The following is a 20,673-nucleotide window of genomic DNA, read 5'->3' on the forward strand; positions in this document are numbered from 1 at the left end:
CTTTCGCATTGGAGGTCGTCCATGGGATCGACCGGGACTTCGTAGGCTCCGACGGTCTCGGTGTCCATGATCAGGCCAGCCCCCCGAATCCGCGACGGGCGGGTGCCGCGGGCGCAGCCGACTCGGAGGATGCCGCGATCGGCGCCGCAGCCGCCTTGCTCGCCGCGATCTCCTCGGCCTTGTTGACCTTGACCGTCGACTGCTCGGCCTGGTGACGCGGCTTCATGTGCAGGTAGTACGTGGTCTTCACCCCGCGCTCCCACGCCGCGTAGTAGATGTCCATCATGTCGCCGAGGTCGCGCGTCTCGAGGTAGATGTTGCGGCTGATCGACTGGTCGATCCACTTCTGCGCGCGCGCCGCGACCTCCAGGAAGGAGTACGGCGAGAGCTGGAAGCTGGTCTTGTAGACCTTCTTGATGTCCTCCGGGATCGCGTCGATCCCCTGGATGTCGCCCTGCGAGCGCAGGATCGCCTCCTTGACCTCGCCCCAGATCCCGAGCCGCTGCAGGTCGGCGACCAGGTTGCGGTTCACCTCGAGGAACTTGCCGTTCGAGGTCGAGCGGCTGAAGATCTGCGTGAACTGCGGGTCGAGTCCCGGCGTGGTGCCGGCGACCAGGCCGATGGATGCCGTGGGCGCGATCGCCATGAGCGTCGCGTTGCGTATCCCGCCCTTCACCTTGGCGCGCAGCGCATCCCAGTCGAGCCGCGTCGTGCGGTCGACCTTGATCGGGGTGCCGCGATCGGCCTCGGTGAGCGCGATCGAGTCGAACGGCACCAACCCCTGCGACCACCGGCTGCCGGCGAAGTTCGAGTAGGAGCCGCGCTCGCGCGCGAGATCCGCCGACTCGTCGATCGCGGCGTAGGAGACGTGCTCCATGACCTCGTCGATCACGGTGGCGGCCTCCTCGGACTCGTAGCTGAGGCCGAGCTTCTCGACGATGTCGGTGAAGCCCATGACCCCGAGGCCGATCGCCCGGTTGCTGATGTTGGCGTGATCCGCCTCCGGAACGGACGACACCGTGATGTCGATGAGGTTGTCGAGCTGGCGCACGGCGCTGCGAGCCGATGCCTCGATGAGGTCCCAGTCGAAGCCCAGGGTGCCGTTCGCGTCCACGCGCAGATGGGTCGAGAGGTTGATCGAGGCGAGGTTGCACACCGCGATGTTCTCGAGGTCCTGCGGGAGGCAGATCTCGGTGCAGAGGTTGGAGAGGTGGATCGTGCCGGTGTTGTTGTTCAGCGCCCGGTTGTTGATCGTGTCCTTCCAGGTCAGCCACGGGTGGGCCGTCGTCTGGAGGGACATCAGGATGTCCTTGAACTGCGCGCGCGCGGCGATCTTCTTGAACATCCGGACGCGCCCGGCCTCGGCCTCGGCGACGTAGTGCGCGTACCGCTCGCTGAACGCCTTGCCGTACAGCTCGTTGAGGTCGCCGACCTCGAGCGGGTCGAAGAGGTACCAGTCCTCGTCGTTCTGCACGCGCTTCATGAACTCGTCGGAGATCCACACGGCGGTGTTCGCGGTGCGGGTGCGGCGGTACGGGTCGCCGGAGTTCTGGCGCAGGTCGAGGAACTCGGGGAAGTCGAGGTGCCAGTTCTCCATGTAGAACGCGAGCGCACCGAACTTCTTGCCGCCGCGACTGACCGCGCGCAGCACCGAGTCGATCGTGTGCATGAACGGGATCGGCCCGGTCGAGGTCGTGTTGTTGGAGCGGATCGGGGAGCCCTGGGCGCGCAGCTTGGTGACCGAGAGGCCGATGCCGCCGGTGCCCTTGGTGAGCCACATCACGTCGCGCACGCTCTTGGCGATGTGCTCGATGTCGTCGTGCATCTCCATGACGAAGCAGTTGCTGAGCTGGGGGTACGCGGTGCCCGCGTTGACGAGGGTCGAGCCGGCGGCGATGTACTCGAGCTTCGACATCTTCTCGTAGAAGCCGAGCGCGACGCCGGTCGGATCGGCCTCGTTGAGGGCGAGACCCATCGCGATCCGCATCCAGAAGAACTGCGGCACCTCGAGCGGCTCGCCGTTGCGGGCCTTGATGCCGTAGCGGTTGTTGAGCGTGACCACGCCGATGTACTTGAGCAGACCGTCGCGGCTCGGCTCGAGCGCCGTCGCCATCCGGTCGAGGTCGTAGAGGTCGAGGAACCGGGGATCGAAGAGCTGTTCCGCCACGCCCCGTTCGACCGCGGCGCGGAAGTGCCGGGCGTGGAGCGCCTTCAGCTCCTCGTCGGTCTCGTAGTCGCCGAGCACGCGCTTGTAGATCGTCTTCAGCAGCAGCCGCGCGGCGACCGTGTCGAACTGCGGGTCGTCCTTGACGTTCTGCAGCGCGACCTGGATCACGGCCTCGTCGAGCTGCTGGGTCGTGATGCCGTCGAACAGCGTGAGCTCGAGCTCGCTCGCGATCTGCGTGACCCACGTGATGCTCTCGTCGAGACCGCGGCTCGCGTGCTCGATCGCGAGGTTGATCTTGTTGGCGTCGTAGGGCTCCTGCGCCCCGTCGCGCTTGACGACCGTGATGGTCACGTGGACTCCTCTTCCTGCTGCTCCTGCGGCGGCTGTTCTGCGACGCTCGTCGGCTCCCGGGGATGCCCGGAGAGCCGTTCGCGGGCCCCCGCCCGCCCTGCGGCTCGATCACTATATATCCGGCCACTGACCGGGGCACCACCACTACATGTTGTGGGCGTGTCGTCCCCAGGTTGGGGATAAGTTCGCGGACTTATCCCCCGATTCCACAGGCTTGCACGCGCCGCCGACAGCGCTGCGCACCGTCGCCACCGGGCAATACGCTGGTCCCACCGTGAACGCCTACGCCCAGCTCCTTCGCACGCCGGGCGTCGCGCGCATCATCGCCGCCCAGCTCGTCGCCCGGTTCCCGGGCGGGATGATCTCCCTGGGGTTCCTGCTGCATCTCGAGCGCATCTTCCACAGCTACGGCTCGGCCGGGCTGGTGCTCGCCGCGACGAGCGTCGGGCAGGCGGTCTCCGGTCCGCTCACGAGCAGGTGGATGGGGCGCTGGGGCATGCGGCCGGTGCTGCTGCTGACCGTCGGGGTGTGCGCGATCGCCCTCACGACCATCGCCCTCGCGCCTCTGCCCCTGTGGGGCTACATGGCCGCCGGTCTGGTCGCCGGCCTCAGCTACCCGCCCATCCAGCCTGCCGTGCGCACGATCTATCCCAAACTCGTGAACTCGCGCCAGCTCACCCCGCTCTTCTCGCTCGACGCGTCCGCGCAGGAGCTCATCTGGATCGCCGGACCCGTCATCGTCACATTCGTCGCGACCCAGATCTCGACGACCATCGGCATCCTGCTCTCGGTGGTCTTCCTCGTGGGCGGCGGCGCCTGGTTCATCTTCTCGCCCGAGGTCGGGCGGGTGCGCATCCCCCGCAGCAAGCGGCGGTTCGGATCGGTGCTCACGCGCCCGCCGGTGCTGCTCTCGACCGCCGTGGGCTTCCTGCTGGTCGGCGCCTGCGCGGCGACCGAGGCGGCCGTGATCGCGACCTTCGGGGAGGGCGACTCCCGCTCGGGAGTGGTGCTCGCGATCTGGGCGCTCGCGTCGCTGTCCGGCGGGCTCGCGCTCGGCCGCCTGCCGGTCGGACCGTGGGCGCTCGCCTGGCGCATGGCGGTCGTGCTGATCGGATCGGCGCTCTCCGTCGTCGCCTGGGAGTTCTGGAGCCTCAACGCCGCGCTGATCATCGCGGGGCTGTGCATCGCTCCGGCACTCGCCGTCATCTTCGCGCTGGTCTCGTCGAGCGTGAAGTTCAGCGACACGGCCGAGGCGTACGGATGGGTCGGCACGGGACAGCTCATCGGCGCCGCGGCCGGCTCGGCCGTCGCCGGATTCCTCATCGACGCGGGCGGCGCCGACGGCGGATTCTGGGCGGCCGTCGCCTTCGCGGCGGTCGGGACCCTCGTGCCGGTTCTCTTCCGGAGAGCGCACCCCGACCTGCGCGGACGCGACGCGAGCCCGCTGCCGGATACCGAGCCGGTTCCGGTGCAGCCCAGCTGAGCCGCGCCTACGCCATCACGACGACGGGCCGCAGGTCATCGACGCGACGTCGCACGAGCGCCAGCACGTCGGCCGAGACGCCCACGTCGGCGAGGCTCTCGATGAGCACGCAGGTGATCCGTTCGAACTCGGCGTCCTCGACCCCGTGCGGTCGCCGGTCCCGGTCGAGAGCGCGGTACAACTCCGGACCGCCGAGCGCCTCGATCACGAACATCCGCGCGCGGGGACGCAGGCTGCCCACGTCGATCTTGGCCCGGAACCCCTCCAGGGCCGGGTCGGTCAGCACCCGGTCGATGAAGTGCTCCACGGCCGCTTGAATAGCGGTGGCATCCGCCGTCGTCTGCATCGTGCAAGCCCCCCCGGCCTTGTCGCGAATTCAGGGGACCAGCATATCGCGCCTGTCCTCCGAATGGAGGACCGATCCGGTCAGCGCAGCGGAGCGAGGGCGGGCGCGAGCGTCTCGATCTCGTCGAGCAGGTGGCCCAGGATCGCGACCTCCTTCTCGGTGGGCGAGAACACGCCGTCGTGCACCTGCTGGCCGGCGAAGTTGATCTCGACGGCGGCTCCGGTGCGCACCATCCCCAGACCGGAGGTGACGACGGTGAGCGCGACGACGCCGCGCGTGCCCGCCGACACGCCGCCGTAGCTGACGAAGCCCACCGGCTTGCGCCACCACTCGCGGTGCAGGTAGTCGAGCGCGTTCTTGAGCGCCGGTGAATAGCTGTGGTTGTACTCCGGCGTCACGAGGATGACGGCGTCGGCCGCCTGGACGCGTTCGCTCCACGCGCGCGTGTGCGGCTGGGTGTACCGCTGCAGACGCGGGTGATGGGGCTCATCCATGAACGGGAGGCCGAGCTCGACGAGGTCGACGAAGTCGATCTCCATCCCCGGGCGCTCGCGGGCGATCGATTCGACCCAGCGGGCGATCGGCAGTCCGATCCGACCCGGCCGGACACTGCCCGCGATGATCATGACCCGCATGGATGACGCTCCCGTCGATAGATGACGTGTCAATCATTCCACTCCGTCGACCCCCTCGCACGAGGGAGGGCCGGTGGCTCGTCCACCGACCCTCCGGTCCTCTCGCCCTGCGGCGGTCAGTCGTCGCCGCGGATCTTCTCCTTGGCGTCGTTCTTGGCGTGCACGGCGTCGCGCTCGCGCTCGGCGCGCTTCACGTCCGAATCCGCCTGCATCTCGTCGACCTTGTCGCCGACGCGGTCCTTCGCATCCTCGGCGGCGTCGCCGAGCTTGCGGCCGGCCGTCTCGGCGGTGTCGCGGGCGTCATCCATGAGTCCCATGTCGTGACCTCCTGTTCGCGGCTTCGTGAGCCGACGCCAGCAGGCTAGATCTGCGGCCGGCCGGGACCGGTGTGCTCGGAGGCGACGCCCAGGCCGCTTCTCACGATTGCGCAACGGTCTGCGGCGTCCGGGTCTCCTGTTCTCTACGGTGACCCCATGAGGCGTTCTGCACTTCTCGTCGGCGTCGCGCTCGCCGCGGCCCTCGCCCTCGGCGGCTGCTCGGCGGGCGCCGGCGCCGGCTCGACCGGCACCTCCGACTCGGGCGCGGCGGGCCACGGCGCGCCGCTCGCGAACGACGCACCGGCGACGACGGGTTCGGGGAGTGAGAAGGCGGCGAGCGCCGACCGGTCGATCGTGGTCACGGGCGAGCTCGTGGTCACCGCATCCGACCCGCTGCGTGCGGCCGACCGTGCCGCATCGATCGTGAGGTCGGCGGGGGGCCGGGTGGACGGCCGGAGCGAACGCGCCGGGTCGCAGGGTCACGCGGGAACCGCCTCGCTCACCCTGCGCATCCCGGCCGCGAAGCTCGACACCACGCTCGCGGCGCTCAAGGGCCTGGGCCGCACCGACCGGGTCTCGACCAGCTCGACCGACGTGACCAGCCGCACCCAGGATCTGGACGCACGCATCACGGCGCTCCGGGCGACGATCCAGCGCCTCATCGAGCTGGAGAAGCGCGCGACCGACACCTCCGACCTCGTCGAGATCGAGACCGCCATCGGAGACCGGCAGGGCGACCTCGAGAGCCTCGAGGCGCAGCAGCGCGGGCTCGCCGATCAGGTCGCGATGTCGACCATCACGATGACGTTGCAGCCCACCGGGACCGTCGTGGAGTCCACCCCGGCCGGCTTCGGCGACGGCCTCGCCACCGGCTGGAGCGCCTTCGTCGCCTTCTGGGGCGCGACACTCGTGGCCCTCGGGATGGCGCTGCCGTGGCTCCTGCTGCTGGCCCTGCTCGGCGCAATCGCGCTGGGGGTCGTCGCCATCGTTCGGCGACGCGCGCGGAACGCGGTGGTCAGGCCGACGCGCGGATGAGATCCAGCAGCGCGAGAGCGTAGGCCTCGGCGGGATCGTCGCTGACGTACACGTGCTCGCCTCCTGCCCGTTCCACGCGCACCCGGTACTCGATGCCGTGCGGCGCCTCGATCCGGTCGAGGCCCCGGAACGTGCTCTGCAGCCGATCGCGCAGCTGGTCCTCCCGTGGCAGCCAGAGCGCATCCTCGAGCGCGACGGAGTCGAGCGCCCACTCGGTCGTGCCGTTGAATCCGAGGATGGTGCCGGTGGGATAGACGTGCGCCTCGATCGTCATGTCGCTCACCGTGAACAGGTCGCCCTCGAGCTCGCCGTCCTCCCCCGCCCCGGACCCGGGGGCGAGCTGGAACACGTCGCCCGAGACGGGCGCCCAGTGCAGGCCGGACTCCCGGAGGCTCCGGGCGAGGTCGGTGGAGATCATCCGCCCATTCTCACCGCCACGAGCGCTCCGCGCCGGGGGCGTAGCCTGCCGACATGGCGCACGAAGTCGCCGGCAATCCGATCGACGCCGGCACGGTCGTCGATCACCCGCCGCGTCGACGACTGCTGCCCGCCCTGCCGTGGATCGCCATCGTCGCGATCACCTCGGCCGTGCAGTTCGTGCGGGAGGCGCTCTTCGACGGGGTCGTGTTCGGCGTCGTCGGCCTCGCGCTGCTGATCGATGCGCTGCGACTGGTGCCGCAGGTCGGCCGGCTGTCGCGGCCGGCGCTGGTCCCGACCCTGGTCGGAGCCGTCGCGGTCGGCGCACTCCTCGCATTCACGCCCCGGCACGGCATCGTCGACGGGATCGTGCTGGCCGGTCTCGGCGCCGTCGTGCTGCCGTTCGCGTGGTCGGGGGTGCGCTCGCGCACCGGCGCGCGCGAGCAGCGCGCCGCCGATTCCCTCGCGATCCGCCGCACCGCCGTCGCGTGGGCGGTCACGGGGGTCGCGACCTGTGCCTGGGAGCTGACCTCCTGGATCCTTGGACGGATGCTGCCCCCCGAGGCGGCGCTGCAGCATCCGGCGATCTCCGACATCCTCGACCCGGCACTGGACCAGCTGTGGTTCCGCACGCTCTTCGTGGCGGCATGGATCGCGCTGGGTCTGGCCCTGGTGACACGGGGACGGCGCGACTGATGTACCTCGTCACAGAACTGGTCTTCGCCGCGTGCGGGGTCGTGGGCGTGCTGCTCTGGGTGACCGGGCGACGCGACGCGCTCGGGCTCACCTCGACGGGGGCGCTGTTCGACAGGGTGCTCGCCGACCGGGCGGCGCGGATGGTGATCCTGCTGTTCTGGTGGTGGATCGGGTGGCACTTCCTGTTCGCGCGGACGGTCGACCCGCACCCGTGAATCCGCGTTGCGGCATTTTGTATGACGGTCATATATTCGAGGTGACCCGTCTCGAGGAGGAGCCGCCATGCCGTTGAGCGACCAGCAGGAGAACATCAAGGCCCGTGCCCTGGAGGCGTACGGCGAGGAGGCGTGGAGCGAGGGCTGGGAGGCGGCGCTGCGCATCGACCCGGACTTCGTGGCCGCCTCGATCGCGTTGCGGCAGGTGCCCACCCTCAAGCGCCACCTGTCGGCGAAGTTCCATGCGCTGTGCCGCATCTCGGTCAACGCCGCGGCGACCCACCTCAACGTCCCGCGGATCCTGCCTCACGTGCGGGCGGCACTCGACGAGGGCGCAACCCCGCACGAGATCCTCGAGGTGCTCGAGCTCGCCTCCACGCTCGGAATCCACACCATGAACATCGGGGTCCCGCTGCTCGTCGAGGTACTCGAGGAGCGCGGTCGCACCGGACCGTCGCCGCTGACCGCCCGCCAGGAGGAGCTCAAGGCCGAGTTCACACGCGTGCGCGGGTACTGGCACGACTTCTGGAACGAGATGCTCGAACTCGACCCCGAGATGTTCGCGGCCTACACCGACTTCTCCACGGTGCCGTGGCGGACCGGTCCCCTCACTCCCGCCGAGAAGGAGCTGATCTACATCAGCTACGACATCGCCGCGACCCATCTCTACGTGCCCGGCACGAAGCTCCACATCCGCAACGCGCTGAACCACGGCGCCACGGTCGAGCAGATCCTCGAGGTCATGGAGATCTCGTCCGCCCTGGGCCTGGACGCGGTCGAGACGGCGATGCCGATCGTCGCGCAGGAGCTCCGCGAGCGCGGCATCGCCCTCTGAACCGCCCCTAGTCGTCGCCGGCGAGCGCCGCGATCTCCTCCAGCAGGATCGGAGCGCCCATCGCGACCGAGTGGATGCCGATCACGCTCGCGACCTCCATGACCTCGAGGACCTCGCCGATCGTCGCGCCATAGCCGAGGGCGTTCTCGATATGCAGCTTGAGGCCCACCTTGTAGAGATGCGTGGCAGAGGTGTCGAACGCCATGTAGATGAACTCCCGCACCTTGGGCGAGAGCGTGCCGTGGGTCCAGGGGTGGGAGGAGAACGCGGTGTAGGCGTCGAAGAGCTCCGGGTCGAGCTCGAGCATCTCGTCCCACGTGGGGTTCCAGTAGCCGCGCTTCTGCGTGAACTCCGCTTTGAGCCGTTCCTGATACTCGTTCAGGGGCGCGGCGTCGGTGCGGATGCCCCTCTCAGCCAGCACCTCGGTGAGCACCGGGACGCCGACGTTCATGGCGTGGATGCTGAGGGTGGCGGTGCACTCGAGCACCTCCATGATCTCCTGCGGTGTCGCACCCGCGGCGAGCGCCGCCTTGATGTGCTGGCGCACCCCCGGCGCGTACATGTGGGTCGCCGCGGCATCCACGACGATGTAGATGAACTCCCTCGTCTTGGTGTCGAGGTGGCCCTTGCGCCATGGCACGGCCGAGAAGTCCAGATAGGCGAGCAGGAACTCCGGGTCGAGTCGGAGCATGGCCTCCCACGTGTCGCCCCAGGTGCCGCGCACCTGGATGAACCGATCCTTGACCTCCTGCTGACGGGCGGTGAGCTCCATCGTGTTTCCTTTCCTCGTCTTCACATGCGGAATGAGAGGAGAGATCGTGCGGGCCTAGACCGCTTCGGCCTCGCGCAGACTGTGCAGCGCGGTGACCGACGCCTTGCGGATGTGCTCCGCCGTGAGCTTCGAGGCCAGCGGGGCGTCGCGCGCCGCGATCGCGTCGACGATGGCCTCGAGCTCGGCCACCATCTCGTGCGGCCGTCCCTGCTCCGAGAGGGAGGTGGCGCGCAGCACCTGCACGCGCGCCTGGATCCCCTCGATGAGCTGCTGCAGCGCGGCACTGCGTGCGCCGGCGATCAGCACGAGATAGAAGGCATCCTTGGCGCCGAGGATCTCACGCGTGTCGGCGGTCTTCTCGGCGACCTTGGCCACGTCGCGCACGGTCTCGCGCAGCTTGTCGATCTCCTCGTCGCTCGCGCGCTCCACGAAATGCTGCACCACGAGCGACTCGAGCGAGGCACGCACCTCGTACAGGTCGATCGCCTCCTCGAGCGATGGTGCGCTCACCATGGCCCCGCGCTGCGGCACCACGGTGACCAACCCCTCCGACGTCAGCTCACGCAGCGCTTCGCGGATCGTGGTCCGGCTCACGCCGAGCTGCTCGATCAGCTCGCGCTCGACCAGACGCTGGCCGGGCTTGAGCTGGAAGTCGAGGATGGCCTGCCGCAGGGCGGCGATCACCTGCTCGCGAAGAGGCGCCGCAACGCGGCCCATGGGCTCTGCGGTCCATGAGCCTGCGAGGGAGTTGGTGGATGGCATGGCTCTCACTATAAGGACGGGTCTTGCTGCATCGTCATACGATCTCTCCGGGAGTGTCAGCGCGTCATCCGGCTCCTTCGTCGGCGATCCAGCGCGCGACCTCGGTGTGGTCCGCGGTGGCCGGCAGCCCGTCGGCGGCCTCTGCCCAGAGATCGACCGCGTCGGCGCCCAGCCGACTGGGGGCCCCGGACTGCTGGGCGAGCTGGACCGCGATCCGCATGTCCTTCAGCATGAGCCGGAGCCCGAATCCCGAGTCGAACGTGCCCGGCAGGATGAAGTTGGGCCACTTGTTCTCGGTCGACCCACTGCGGCCGCTCGAGCCGTTGAAGACGGCGAGCATGACCTCCGGGTCGAGACCGAAGCGCCGGCCGGCCTCGATCGCCTCGCTCGTGACCCACAGGTGGGTCGCCGACAGCAGATTGTTGAGGGCCTTCACGGCATGGCCCGATCCGATCGCCCCTGCGTGCACCGGTCGGCCGAGGGTCTCGAGCACGGGCATCACGCGCGCGACGTCCGCGTCATCGCCGCCGACCATGATCGTGAGCGCGCCCCTCTCGGCGCCCTTCACCCCGCCCGAGACGGGCGCGTCGACCATGCGGATGCCGCGCTCGGCCAACCGCGCCGCCAGCGCACGGGTGCGCAACGGCTCCGATGAGCTCATGTCGATCACCGTGGTGCCGGGCGACAGCGCCTGGGCGAAGCCCGGATCCGTGACGACCTGCTCGACGATGTCGGAGTTGGGCAGCATCAGGACGACCAGGTCCGCGTCGTCCGCCGCGGCCGCGAGCGTGGCGGCCTCGACGGCCCCGGCCTCGACCGCCCTCGCGCGTGCCGCTTCGGCGACGTCGTAGGCCCGGACGCGATGTCCGGCTCCGACCAGCCGCGAGGTCATCGGGTGCCCCATGTTCCCGAGGCCGACGAACCCGATCTGCTCAGGCATTCGCGTGGAACTCCTTGATGACCTTCTCGGCGACGCGGAAGGACTCGAGCGCCGCCGGAACGCCGACGTAGACGGCGGTCTGCAGGAGGACCTGCTGGATCTCGGCTTCGGTGACTCCGTTGTTGAGGGCGCCGCGCACGTGCACTCCGAGCTCGTGCGAGCGGTTGAGGGCGGTCAGCATGGCGAGGTTGAGCATGCTCCGCGTCTTCGGCTCGAGGCCGTCGTCGCTCCAGACCACCCCCCAGCAGTATTCGGTGACGAATTCCTGAATGGGGCGCGAGAAGTCGCTGACGTTGGCCATCGAGCGCTCCACGTGATCGGCGCCCAGCACCTGACGGCGCATGTCCATACCGCGTTCGAAGAGGTCGTCGCGCGTCGTGTCGTCGGTCATCGTCAGTCCTGGGTGTCCGGGGCGCGGTCGTAGTCCTCGTCCGACACGGGGTCGGACCAGTCGGTCGTGCCGAGCGAGATGGCGGTGTGGATGAGGTAGGAGTCCGGGGCGGCACCGTGCCAGTGGCGTTCGCCGGCGGGGACCCAGACGGTGTCGCCGGCGCGGATCACCGCGACGGGGTCGCCCTCCGACTGGATGAGACCCCGGCCGGCCAGCACCTGCAGGATCTGACCGCGCTCGTGGCGGTGCCAGTAGGTGCGGGCGCCCGGCGTGAAGTTCACGGTGTTGATCACGACGCCATCGGTCGACGGCATGGTGACGTACGGATACACGTCGCCGGTGAACTGGGACCCCGGCTTGCCGGCGGTCCCGGATGCCCGGGAGGGCGGGACGATGATCATCGGGATTCCTTCCGCTCGCCGTCGTGCAGGCGGACGCCGCCCGAGATGTCGCCGATCGCGTCGACCACGGTGTTGCTGATGTCGTCGGCATAGCCGAGGGCACGCGCGAGCCCGAATGCCGCGAGCGGGCCCGAGGCATTGAGGCTGGCGACGCCGAGCCGCGCGACCAGGTCGGCGTACAGCGTGACGTCCTTGAGCATGAGGGTGTTCGTCAGACCCCCCTTGAGGTAGTCGCCCGTGATGATCTTGGGGAACCGGTTGATCGTCGCGAAGTTGACACCGGAACTCTTGTTGAAGACATCGAGGACGGTCGCGAGGTCGAGTCCCGCCTTCTTGGCGGCCACCATCACCTCGGCCGTCGCGGAGAGGGCGACGGCGTTGAGGAAGTTGTTCAGGAGCTTCGTCGTGTGCCCGGCGCCGCTCTCGCCGATGTGGAAGATGTTCGAGGCGAAGTACCCGAGCACGTCGTCGACGGAGGCGAGGGCGTCGGCATCGCCGCCGACCATGAGCGTGAGCTGTCCCTTCTCGGCCGCGGCGGCACCGCCCGAGATGCCGGCGTCGAGGAATCGCACGCCCCGCGCGGCGAAGTCCGCGGCGATCGCCCGCGTCGAGTCGGGCGCCGAGGTGCTGAGATCGATCACGACCTGTCCCTCGCGGGCCGCCGCGAGGATGCCGCTGTCGCCGTACACCACCGCCTCGACGACGCGGCTGTCGGGCAGCGACAGCAGCACGACGTCCGCGCCCGCCATGACGGCGGCGGCGGAGTCGGCGGGTGTCGCGCCGGCCGCGGCGATGTTCTCGGTCTTCGCGTCGTACCCGAGAACGGCCTGCCCGGCGCGCACGATGCAGCCGGTCATCCGGCCGCCCATGTTGCCGAGACCGATGAACCCGATGTTCTTGCTCATGACTGCTGCTTCTCTCCCGCTGTCGTGTACATGGCGGCGTCGATCCCGGCGGGGTCCCACGCGCCCGCGCCGCCGGCGGGCCGCACGGTGTTGACGACGGTCGCTCCCCCGTCGGCCGACACGATCTGGCCGGTGACGTACGCGCTGTCCTCGCTGAGCAGGAAGGCGACGACGCCCGCGATCTCCTCCGGACTGCCCGCACGGCGCAGCGGCGTCGTCGACGCGCGCTGCTCCATGTCGTTCTTGCCGCCCGTCGCCGTCGCGGCGCGGGCGAACAGCTCGGTCGGCACGATGCCGGGCGCCACCGCGTTCACCCGCACGCCGATCGGACCTCCGTAGACGGCGGCGGCATGGACGAGGCCGTGCACGGCGTGCTTGGAGACGTGGTACGGCAGCAGGTCCGCCGATCCGGTCAGACCGGCGATCGAGCCCGTGACCGCGATGGTCCCGATGGCGCCCTGGGAGGGCCGGCTCTGCCCGCGGTACTGCCGGAAAGCCGCGCGGACGCCGAGGAACTGACCGCGCACGTTGACCGCCATCACGCGATCGAATTCGTCGACGCTGAGGTCGGGGAGATGGTCGAAGGATCCGAAGATGCCGGCGTTGAGGTGGTGCAGGTCGATCCGGCCGAACGCCTCCACGCCCGCGTCGATGTAGCGGGCGACCGCTGCCTCCTCGCTGATGTCGGCAGCAACGGCGATGGACGGCGTCGCGAGCGATCCGGCGACCTCGTGCGCCGCGTCGGCGTCGATGTCCACGACGACGATGTGGGCGCCCTCAGAGGCGAGGCGCTGCGCCGAGGCACGACCGAGGCCCCCTGCGGCACCGGTCACCACGGCGACCTTGCCCTCGAATCGCCCGGTCATGCCGCCGCCCCGATCGTCGCGACCAATCCGGTGAGCTCGCCGTCCGCCGGGGTGAAGCGTTGGAGCGTACCCGGGTCGTGCCCCGAGACGATGTGCTGCACCTCGCCGCGCTGCACCATGCCGCGCACCGTCTCGAACGAGTCGTACATGCCGACCAGGTCGGCCACCGACGTGAAGGGCATCGCCCGCTCGTACTCCTCGTAGTAATGGATGGCGTCGCTCGCGAGCAGCACCACGCCCTCGCTCGTCGGCACCGTGACCACGCTCTGCCCGGGCGTGTGGCCCCCGACCTCGATGATCTCGATCCCGGGGGCGAGCTCACGGCGTTCGCGGAAGAGCTCGACCCGGCCCTGGTCGACGAGAAAGCGCAGCCCGGCGAGCTCGTCATCCTCGACCGAGTGGTGGAAGAGCGGGCGTCCCGCGTGCGGACCGGTCCAGAAGTCGTATTCCGACCGCGCCAGCACGATCGGCGCGCTCGGGAACACGCCGAGGTTGCCGATGTGGTCGTAGTGCGCATGGGTGATCGCGACCACCTCGACGCCCGACGGGTCGACGCCGAGACGGCGGTACAGCTCGGGGACCTCGACGAGGATCTCGCGTCCGCGCTTGCGCCCGCCGGCACCGGAGAACCCGGTGTCGATCACGACGGTGCGGTCGGCATTGCGCGCGATCCAGACGAAGTAGTCCATGCCGATCGGATCGTCCGGCTCGCCGTACAGGGCGTAGTTGAGGAACACGTCGGAGCGGACCGTGCGGCGCGTGCCGTGTTTGGCGATCACCACCTGGTACTGGTCGGCCATCGTGCTCCTCTGTCTGAATTCCGAACGATCCCGCCGGCGGCGGGTGATCCCCGGGCCGCACCACCACGGCCCGGGGACTCGGGCGCGACCCTATGCCAGGACGGTCGCGATCTCTCCCGCAGCGCCCGGGGCCGCCGGGAAGCGATCCCGCACTCGAGCGTCGTGGCCCGGGACGATCGTCGACCCGGTCTCCGCCGCGAGCCGGTTGATGAAGCTCAGCCCCGCCGTCATCTCATCGAGGTCGGTGAAGGCGAAGAACGGCCACTCGTGCTCGATCTGCTCGTAGAAGTGCGCAGCGTCGACGGTCATGATGTACGACCCGGATCCGGTCTCGATCCTCGTCAGCAGTTCGCCGGGGCAGTGGCCGCCGATCGGGTAGACGGTGATCCCCGGCACCACCTCGGTCGGTTCGGAGATCAGCCGCAGCCGCCCCTCGGCGTGCGCCTTCTCGACGGGCTCGAGGTCGTCCGTCGTCGCGAACTCGCCCTCGAGCTCGTTCGCGTTCTTCTTGCCGATCCAGTAGTCCCATTCCCGCTGTCCTGAGACCACCGTCGCGTTCTCGAACAGTCCGAGGTAGCCGATGTGGTCGTAGTGGAAGTGGCTCGTGATGACGAGGGTGACGTCCTTCGGGTCGATCCCGAGGATCTCGAGGCCCTTCGGCGTCGGCGTCACGCTGATCTCGCCGAGCCAGTCCTTCTTCGGGATGTCATAGCCGGTGTCGAGAAGCATGATCTCGTCGCCGCGACGCAGCACCCAGAAGTTGTAGTCCATGTCGAGGTCGCCGTCGGGCAACCCGTACTGCCCGTAGTCGTGGAACACGTCGCTCTTGCGAACCACGCGCTCGCCGTACTTGACCTGCCAGATCGAGATGGCGTCATCGGCCATGGGAATCTCCTTCGTTTCCACGATCCTTGCGCTGGGAGCCGCTTTGCCCGACTATATGATCGTCAGACAAAACAAGCAAGCACTTCGTCTGACAATCGTACAGACCCGGCGCGAGCTGGGACCTCATCAAAGGAGATGCGACCGATGGGCAGAGTCGACGGCAAAGTCGCCCTGATCACGGGGGGAGCGCGCGGTCAGGGACGAGCCATGGCGGAGCTCCTCGCCCGAGAAGGAGCCACCGTCTACGCGGGCGATGTGCTGGACGCCGATGACGCGGAGAGCAGTCCGGTCACCTTCCTGCGGCTCGACGTCACGCTCGCCGACTCGTGGCAGCAGGCGGTGGACCGCGTCGTCTCCGAGGCCGGGCGCCTCGACATCCTCGTGAACAACGCGGGGATCATCGACTACACACCGATCCTCGAGACCACCGAGGAGATCTGGGAGCGGGTGCACGGCGTCGACTCCAAGGGGCTGTTCCTCGGGATGCGCACCGCCCTGCCGCACCTCATCGCCACCGGGAACTCGTCGATCGTGAACATCTCGTCGATCTGGGGATTGGCCGGAGTGCCGTCCGCCCACGCCTACCAGGCGGCCAAGGGCTCGATCCTGAACATGTCGCGCAACGTGGCCGCCGCGCACGGCCGTGACGGAGTCCGCGTCAACTCGATCCACCCCGGCTACATCGTCTCGCCCATGACCGAGAATCAGGATCCGGCGATCAGTCAGTCGATCGTCGACGGCACCCTGCTCGGCCGGCCCGGGCAGCCTGAGGAGGTGGCCAACGCCGTGCTGTTCCTGGCCAGCGACGAGGCGAGCTACATCACCGGGACGTCGCTCGTCATCGACGGCGGCTTCCTCTCGCTCTGACCGGAGCCGTCCTCCGGGCGTCCTTGACAAGAAGCGCGGCCTGCTCGCACAATGAGCAGGATTGTCCGACAGTCATATCGTATGAAACTTCATATGCCGCGATCGGCCGGCTCATCGGACCCGACCGCCCCGGCGACAACTCGAAGAAGAGGTGCAAGTGCCATGAAGCGAATCCTTGCGGCGGCGGCGGCGGTCGTGATCGCCGTCGGCCTGGCTGCGTGCAGCAGCGGCGGCTCCGGAGGCGGTTCGTCCGACGCCGGGTCCGGATCCGGTCAGCAGAAGACCCTCGGAATCGTCGCGCTCGTCGCGACGGACGCCCTCAACAAGGCCGTGATCGACGGGGCGACCGAGGTCGCCAAGAAGGACGGCTGGAAGGTCGTCGTCACCGACACGCAGGGATCCGTCGACAAGGCGAACGCCGCCATGACGACCTTCTCGACCACCCAGAAGGTCGACGCGATCGCCGTCATGGCGTTCCTCTCCAGCGCCCTGGGATCCGGCCTCGCCTCGGCCAAGGCCGCCGACATCCCCGTGGTGAGCTGGGGCGGCGAGCTCGTGCCCGGCATCGCCGCCACCACGAGCGCGGAGGCCGTCGGCAAGCAGTCCGTCGATGACCTGATCAAGGACTTCGGCGACAAGGGCAGTGTGCTGGCGCTCACGTATCACACCGGTGTCCTGTGCCTCTACCGTGGCAAGGCGTTCGACGCGGCCATGGCGAAGGAGTCCGGGATCAAGGTGACCCGCAACGAGGTCGCGATCCCCGGCCAGGTCAACGACGGCACGAACTTCACCAGTGCGTGGCTCGCCAACCATCCGGCCGGCAGCGGCCCGCTGGCGATCTGGGGCTCCTGGGACGAGCCGGCCATGGGCGCCATCGCGGCGCTGAAGCAGGCCGGCCGCACCGATGTGAAGGTCTACGCCATCAACGGCGGCCCGCAGGCGCTGCAGGCGGTCAAGGACGGCACTCTCGAGCAGGTCGTCTGGCAGGACGGCGTGAGCGAGGGCAAGCAGCTCATGGAGTCGGCGGCCGGAGCGCTCAAGGCCGGCACGAAGTGGAAGCAGAAGACGATCAACGTCCCGGGTGTCACGGTCACCAAGGACAACATCGACCAGTTCCTCGCCGATCACCCGGACGCGCTCAAGTAGCGATCGCCCGCCCCACCAGAAGGGATCTGCACCGGTGCAGTCGGAGAACGGTGCCTGGCTTCGCGTCAGGAGCCTGAGCAAGCAGTTCGGCGGGGCGCGTGCCCTCGCCGCGGTGGACATCGACATCCATCGCGGCGAGGTCCACGGCCTGGTCGGTGCCAACGGCGCCGGCAAGTCGACGCTCATCCGCTGCCTCGCCGGGGTGACCGCGCCCGATGAGGGCGTCGTCACCCTGGACGGTGCGGAGACCCGGATCGCGAACCCGCGCGACGCCGAGCAGGCCGGGTTCGCCTTCATCCACCAGGAGCTGAACCTGGTGCCGCACTTCACCTCGGTCCAGAACATCGTGCTCGGCACGGGACTGGCGACGCGTGCCGGTTTCGTCGACCGCAAGCGCGCCCGCCGTGCCGCCGCCGAGGCTGCCGCCCGCGTCGGCATCACCTTCCCGCTCGACCGTCGAGTCGATGAGCTGAGCGTCGCCGAGCGATGGCTCGTCATGATCTGCAAGGCCCTCGTGCGCAACGCGTCGATGATCGCGATGGACGAGCCGACCGCGTCGCTCTCCGACAACGAGAGCCAGAACCTCTTCAAGGTCATCCGCGACCTCGCCGACGACGGCGTCGCGATCCTGTACGTGTCGCACCGCCTCGACGAGGTGCTCGACCTCTCCGACCGGATCACGGTGTTCCGGGACGGACGGGTCACCGACCACGCCGAACGCGGCAGCCTCGACAAGCGCGGCCTGATCCGCGCCATCGTCGGCGCCGAGGTCGCGGATGCCGTCCGGCCCCCTGCGGTCGACATCGACCGCAGCACGACCCCGCTGTTCGCCGCGCGCAACGTGCGGCGCGGCCGCTGGGTGCGCGGCGTCTCGTTCGAGCTCCACCGCGGGGAGGTGCTCGGGCTCGGCGGCCTCGTCGGCGCGGGGCGCAGCGAGCTCGCCCGGCTCGCCTTCGGGGCCGACCGGCTGGATGACGGCCGCTTCGAGCTCGACGGCACTCCCCTGCGCTCGGGCTCCGTGCCCCGAGCGGTCCGCAACGGCATCGGACTCGTTCCGGAGGAGCGTCGCGCCGAGGGACTCATGCTCGAGAAGTCCGTCGCCTACAACATGAACATCGCCGTGCTGCGCAACCTGCTGACCACCCCCTGGCTCCCGTTCGTCAGCGGCAGCAAGTCGAAGTCCCGGGCGGCCGACCTGATCGAGCGACTGAGCATCAAGACGCCAGGGGGCTCGACGCCCATCGGCGGGCTCTCCGGGGGCAATCAGCAGAAGGCGCTCATCGCCCGCTGGCTCAGCCCCGGCATCAAGGTGCTGTTCCTCGACGAGCCCTCGCGCGGAGTCGACATCGGCGCCCGCGGCCAGATCCACCAGGCGATCCGCGAACTCGCCGACAACGGCGTCGGGACCATCGTCATCTCGTCCGATGTCGAGGAGCTCGCGCTCCTGTGCGACCGCATCGTCGTGATGCGCGAGGGCGAGGTGAGCGGCGAGCTGATCGGCGACGAGATCAGCGAGGCCCGCATCATCGAGCTCTCCTACGCGACCGACGACCTCCCGACCCCGCAGCCCGAAGGAGCAGCATGACGCCCTCGACCACGCCCGCTCCCGCGGGCGCCCCGGATCTCGACACCCCCGACATCAGCGTCCGCGGGAGGGACACCGCGGCCGAGGTCGCGCCCGTGCAGCGCAGCGTGCGCCGCATCGCGCTGCTGATCCTGTCGCGCTACGGCACCCTCATCGGGCTGCTGATCATGCTGATCGTCTTCACGATCAAGTCGCCGACCGGATTCCTCAGCCTGGCCAACTTCTACAACGTGCTCAGTCAGGGCTCCCTGACGGCGATCATCGCCGCCGGGCTGACCATGACCCTCGTGGTCGGCGAGTTCGACCTCAGCATCGGCTACGCGGCGAGCTTCGCCGGCCTGCTGTCGGTCGGGTTCATGGCGCACAACCACCTCCCGGTGGTGATCGCGATCGTCCTTATGCTGGCGATCGGAGCCGGGATCGGCACGGTCAACGGCCTGCTCGTCACCAAGGTGCGCATCAACGCGGTCATCGCCACCCTCGGCATCGGCACGATCCTGACCGGCGTGGGTTTCGCCTACAGCCAGTTCCCGATCGCGTCCGGGATCCCGGCCGACTTCACGCAGATCGCGCTCGGCCGCCTGATCTTCGGCATCCCGAACCTGATCTTCATCATGCTCATCGTGCTCGCGGTGCTCTGGGTCGTGCTGAACAAGACCGCCCTCGGCCAGAAGATGCAGGCGGTGGGCGGCAACATCGAGGCCGCGCGCCTGTCGGGCATCCGCGTCGACCGCGTGAAGACGTTCGCGTTCGCGGTCAGCGGGATCTGCGCGGCCGGGACCGGCATCCTGCTCTCCTCGCTGCTCGGCTCCGGCACGCTCGCGGCGGCCGACGGCTACCTGCTCGACGCGTTCGCGGCCGTGTTCCTCGGTTCGGCGACGCTGCGCGACGGCGAGTTCCACATCGTCGGGACGCTCGTCGGCGTCCTCATCATCGCGGTCGCCTTCAACGGACTGAGCGTCTTCGGAGCACCGACCTGGTTCCAGCCGATCTTCAAGGGCGGCATCCTCGTGCTGGCCGTCGGGCTGTCGACCCTCGCCCGGCGGTACGCCAAGGCGTCCTGACGCATCCCCCGCACGACACGAGAGAACGGAGACACACGACATGGTCGATCGTCTGAAAGGCAAGATCGCCCTCATCACCGGCGGCGCCCGTGGGCAGGGCCGCGAGATGGCGGAGCTGTTCATGCGCGAAGGCGCGACCGCGGTGATCGCGGCCGACGTCCTCGACGCGGAGGGCGCCGAGACCAGCCCCGTCACCTTCGTGAAGCTCGACATCACGAAGAAGGACGAGTGGAAGAGCGTGATCGACGCGATCATCGCGGAGCACGGACGGCTCGACATCCTCATCAACAACGCGGCGATCTGCCTCTACGAGCCCATCCTCGAGACGACCGACGAGATCTACGACCGGGTGCTCGATGTCGACCTCAAGAGCATCTTCTACGGGATGCGCGAGGTGCTGCCGCACATGATCGCGCAGAAGGCCGGCTCCATCGTCAACGTCTCCTCGATCTGGGGCCTGGCGGGTGTCGACAGCTCGTACGCCTATCAGGCCGCCAAGGGCGCGATCCTCAACGTCAGCAAGAACGTCGCGATCACGCACGGTCAGGACGGGGTGCGCTGCAACTCCCTGCACCCGGGCTACATCCTGTCGCCGATGAACGAGCACCAGGCTCCGGAGATCAACGCCGCGCTCATCGCGGGCACGGCCGTGAAGCGCCCGGGCATCCCGATCGAGACCGCCTATGCCGCCCTGTTCCTCGCCAGTGACGAGGCCAGCTACGTCACCGGGACCTCGCTGGTCGTCGACGGCGGGTACCTCGCGCCCTGAACCACCGCTCCACCCCCCGCAAT

At 69.0% G+C, this 20,673-nt stretch carries 24 protein-coding genes; 10 read left to right on the forward strand and 14 right to left on the reverse strand.

Annotated elements, in window-relative coordinates:
• Positions 1-70 precede the first annotated feature (70 nt).
• The gene (locus tag ABD285_RS15675; protein ID WP_344203402.1) at positions 71-2,518 is read right to left on the reverse strand and encodes a ribonucleoside-diphosphate reductase subunit alpha; all 2,448 of its coding nucleotides are present in this window, start codon (positions 2,516-2,518) and stop codon (positions 71-73) included.
• Between the two features lie 274 nt (positions 2,519-2,792).
• Here ABD285_RS15675 and ABD285_RS15680 point away from each other — a divergent pair, with 274 nt between their 5' ends.
• Positions 2,793-4,001 carry an MFS transporter gene (locus tag ABD285_RS15680; RefSeq protein WP_344203405.1) on the forward strand — a complete coding sequence of 403 codons (1,209 nt, stop codon included), beginning with the start codon at positions 2,793-2,795 and terminating at the stop codon, positions 3,999-4,001.
• 7 nt (positions 4,002-4,008) lie between these two features.
• Here the strand turns inward: ABD285_RS15680 and ABD285_RS15685 are convergent, their stop codons facing one another.
• The 3 genes from ABD285_RS15685 to ABD285_RS15695 all read right to left on the reverse strand — a co-directional run bounded on the left by ABD285_RS15685 (position 4,009) and on the right by ABD285_RS15695 (position 5,299).
• Positions 4,009-4,347 (reverse strand): globin domain-containing protein, encoded by a 339-nt coding sequence (locus tag ABD285_RS15685; RefSeq protein WP_284254701.1) that lies wholly within the window; start codon positions 4,345-4,347, stop codon positions 4,009-4,011.
• A gap of 80 nt (positions 4,348-4,427) precedes the next feature.
• Positions 4,428-4,982 (reverse strand): NADPH-dependent FMN reductase, encoded by a 555-nt coding sequence (locus ABD285_RS15690; protein WP_284254700.1) that lies wholly within the window; start codon positions 4,980-4,982, stop codon positions 4,428-4,430.
• Positions 4,983-5,098: 116 nt separating this feature from the next.
• The gene (locus ABD285_RS15695) at positions 5,099-5,299 is read right to left on the reverse strand and encodes a hypothetical protein (protein WP_284254699.1); all 201 of its coding nucleotides are present in this window, start codon (positions 5,297-5,299) and stop codon (positions 5,099-5,101) included.
• Between the two features lie 156 nt (positions 5,300-5,455).
• On the opposite strand from ABD285_RS15695, the gene ABD285_RS15700 reads away from it, so the two are divergent.
• Positions 5,456-6,334 (forward strand): DUF4349 domain-containing protein, encoded by an 879-nt coding sequence (locus tag ABD285_RS15700; protein WP_344203409.1) that lies wholly within the window; start codon positions 5,456-5,458, stop codon positions 6,332-6,334.
• Here ABD285_RS15700 and ABD285_RS15705 read toward each other — a convergent pair.
• The gene (locus ABD285_RS15705; protein ID WP_284254696.1) at positions 6,315-6,752 is read right to left on the reverse strand and encodes a pilus assembly protein CpaE; all 438 of its coding nucleotides are present in this window, start codon (positions 6,750-6,752) and stop codon (positions 6,315-6,317) included. The genes ABD285_RS15700 and ABD285_RS15705 overlap by 20 nt on opposite strands.
• Before the next feature lie 53 nt (positions 6,753-6,805).
• Between ABD285_RS15705 and ABD285_RS15710 the strand changes: the two genes are divergently transcribed.
• From ABD285_RS15710 to ABD285_RS15720, 3 genes are all read left to right on the forward strand, one after another.
• Positions 6,806-7,447 (forward strand): hypothetical protein, encoded by a 642-nt coding sequence (locus tag ABD285_RS15710; protein WP_344203412.1) that lies wholly within the window; start codon positions 6,806-6,808, stop codon positions 7,445-7,447.
• Positions 7,447-7,662 (forward strand): DUF6186 family protein, encoded by a 216-nt coding sequence (locus tag ABD285_RS15715; RefSeq protein WP_284254694.1) that lies wholly within the window; start codon positions 7,447-7,449, stop codon positions 7,660-7,662. The genes ABD285_RS15710 and ABD285_RS15715 overlap by 1 nt, the downstream gene beginning before the upstream one ends.
• 67 nt (positions 7,663-7,729) lie before the next feature.
• A complete protein-coding gene (locus ABD285_RS15720; RefSeq protein WP_284254693.1) occupies positions 7,730-8,497 on the forward strand; it encodes a carboxymuconolactone decarboxylase family protein in 768 nt (255 codons plus the stop codon).
• A gap of 7 nt (positions 8,498-8,504) precedes the next feature.
• Here the strand turns inward: ABD285_RS15720 and ABD285_RS15725 are convergent, their stop codons facing one another.
• The 9 genes from ABD285_RS15725 to ABD285_RS15765 form a co-directional block, all read right to left on the reverse strand.
• Positions 8,505-9,269, reverse strand: coding sequence for a carboxymuconolactone decarboxylase family protein (locus ABD285_RS15725; RefSeq protein WP_344203416.1), 765 nt, complete (start codon positions 9,267-9,269; stop codon positions 8,505-8,507).
• 54 nt (positions 9,270-9,323) lie between these two features.
• Positions 9,324-10,031, reverse strand: a complete 708-nt coding sequence (locus ABD285_RS15730; protein WP_344203418.1) for a GntR family transcriptional regulator — start codon at positions 10,029-10,031, stop codon at positions 9,324-9,326.
• Between the two features lie 64 nt (positions 10,032-10,095).
• Positions 10,096-10,971, reverse strand: coding sequence for an NAD(P)-dependent oxidoreductase (locus ABD285_RS15735; protein WP_284254690.1), 876 nt, complete (start codon positions 10,969-10,971; stop codon positions 10,096-10,098).
• Entirely contained in the window at positions 10,964-11,362 is a 399-nt protein-coding gene (locus tag ABD285_RS15740) for a carboxymuconolactone decarboxylase family protein (protein WP_344203420.1), read from the reverse strand. The genes ABD285_RS15735 and ABD285_RS15740 overlap by 8 nt, the downstream gene beginning before the upstream one ends.
• Before the next feature lie 2 nt (positions 11,363-11,364).
• Entirely contained in the window at positions 11,365-11,763 is a 399-nt protein-coding gene (locus ABD285_RS15745) for a cupin domain-containing protein (RefSeq protein WP_284254688.1), read from the reverse strand.
• Positions 11,760-12,668 carry an NAD(P)-dependent oxidoreductase gene (locus ABD285_RS15750; protein ID WP_344203423.1) on the reverse strand — a complete coding sequence of 303 codons (909 nt, stop codon included), beginning with the start codon at positions 12,666-12,668 and terminating at the stop codon, positions 11,760-11,762. The genes ABD285_RS15745 and ABD285_RS15750 overlap by 4 nt, the downstream gene beginning before the upstream one ends.
• Complete coding sequence (locus tag ABD285_RS15755; protein ID WP_344203426.1) at positions 12,665-13,534, reverse strand: SDR family NAD(P)-dependent oxidoreductase; 870 nt, start codon at positions 13,532-13,534, stop codon at positions 12,665-12,667. Before ABD285_RS15755 ends, ABD285_RS15750 begins: the two co-directional genes overlap by 4 nt.
• On the reverse strand, positions 13,531-14,334 hold the full coding sequence (locus ABD285_RS15760) for an N-acyl homoserine lactonase family protein (RefSeq protein WP_284254685.1): 804 nt from the start codon (positions 14,332-14,334) through the stop codon (positions 13,531-13,533). The genes ABD285_RS15755 and ABD285_RS15760 overlap by 4 nt, the downstream gene beginning before the upstream one ends.
• Before the next feature lie 90 nt (positions 14,335-14,424).
• Positions 14,425-15,219 carry an N-acyl homoserine lactonase family protein gene (locus ABD285_RS15765; RefSeq protein ID WP_284254684.1) on the reverse strand — a complete coding sequence of 265 codons (795 nt, stop codon included), beginning with the start codon at positions 15,217-15,219 and terminating at the stop codon, positions 14,425-14,427.
• 144 nt (positions 15,220-15,363) lie between these two features.
• On the opposite strand from ABD285_RS15765, the gene ABD285_RS15770 reads away from it, so the two are divergent.
• From ABD285_RS15770 to ABD285_RS15790, 5 genes are all read left to right on the forward strand, one after another.
• Positions 15,364-16,086, forward strand: a complete 723-nt coding sequence (locus ABD285_RS15770) for an SDR family NAD(P)-dependent oxidoreductase (RefSeq protein ID WP_344203428.1) — start codon at positions 15,364-15,366, stop codon at positions 16,084-16,086.
• Positions 16,087-16,248: 162 nt separating this feature from the next.
• A complete protein-coding gene (locus tag ABD285_RS15775; RefSeq protein ID WP_284254683.1) occupies positions 16,249-17,232 on the forward strand; it encodes a sugar ABC transporter substrate-binding protein in 984 nt (327 codons plus the stop codon).
• 34 nt (positions 17,233-17,266) lie between these two features.
• A complete protein-coding gene (locus tag ABD285_RS15780) occupies positions 17,267-18,817 on the forward strand; it encodes a sugar ABC transporter ATP-binding protein (RefSeq protein WP_344203430.1) in 1,551 nt (516 codons plus the stop codon).
• A complete protein-coding gene (locus ABD285_RS15785; RefSeq protein ID WP_284254680.1) occupies positions 18,814-19,881 on the forward strand; it encodes an ABC transporter permease in 1,068 nt (355 codons plus the stop codon). Before ABD285_RS15780 ends, ABD285_RS15785 begins: the two co-directional genes overlap by 4 nt.
• Positions 19,882-19,921: 40 nt before the next feature.
• Positions 19,922-20,650 (forward strand): SDR family NAD(P)-dependent oxidoreductase, encoded by a 729-nt coding sequence (locus tag ABD285_RS15790; RefSeq protein WP_284254679.1) that lies wholly within the window; start codon positions 19,922-19,924, stop codon positions 20,648-20,650.
• Positions 20,651-20,673: the final 23 nt, after the last annotated feature.

Source organism: Pseudolysinimonas kribbensis, assembly GCF_039531715.1.
GTDB classification, from domain to species: Bacteria; Actinomycetota; Actinomycetes; order Actinomycetales; family Microbacteriaceae; genus Pseudolysinimonas; species Pseudolysinimonas kribbensis.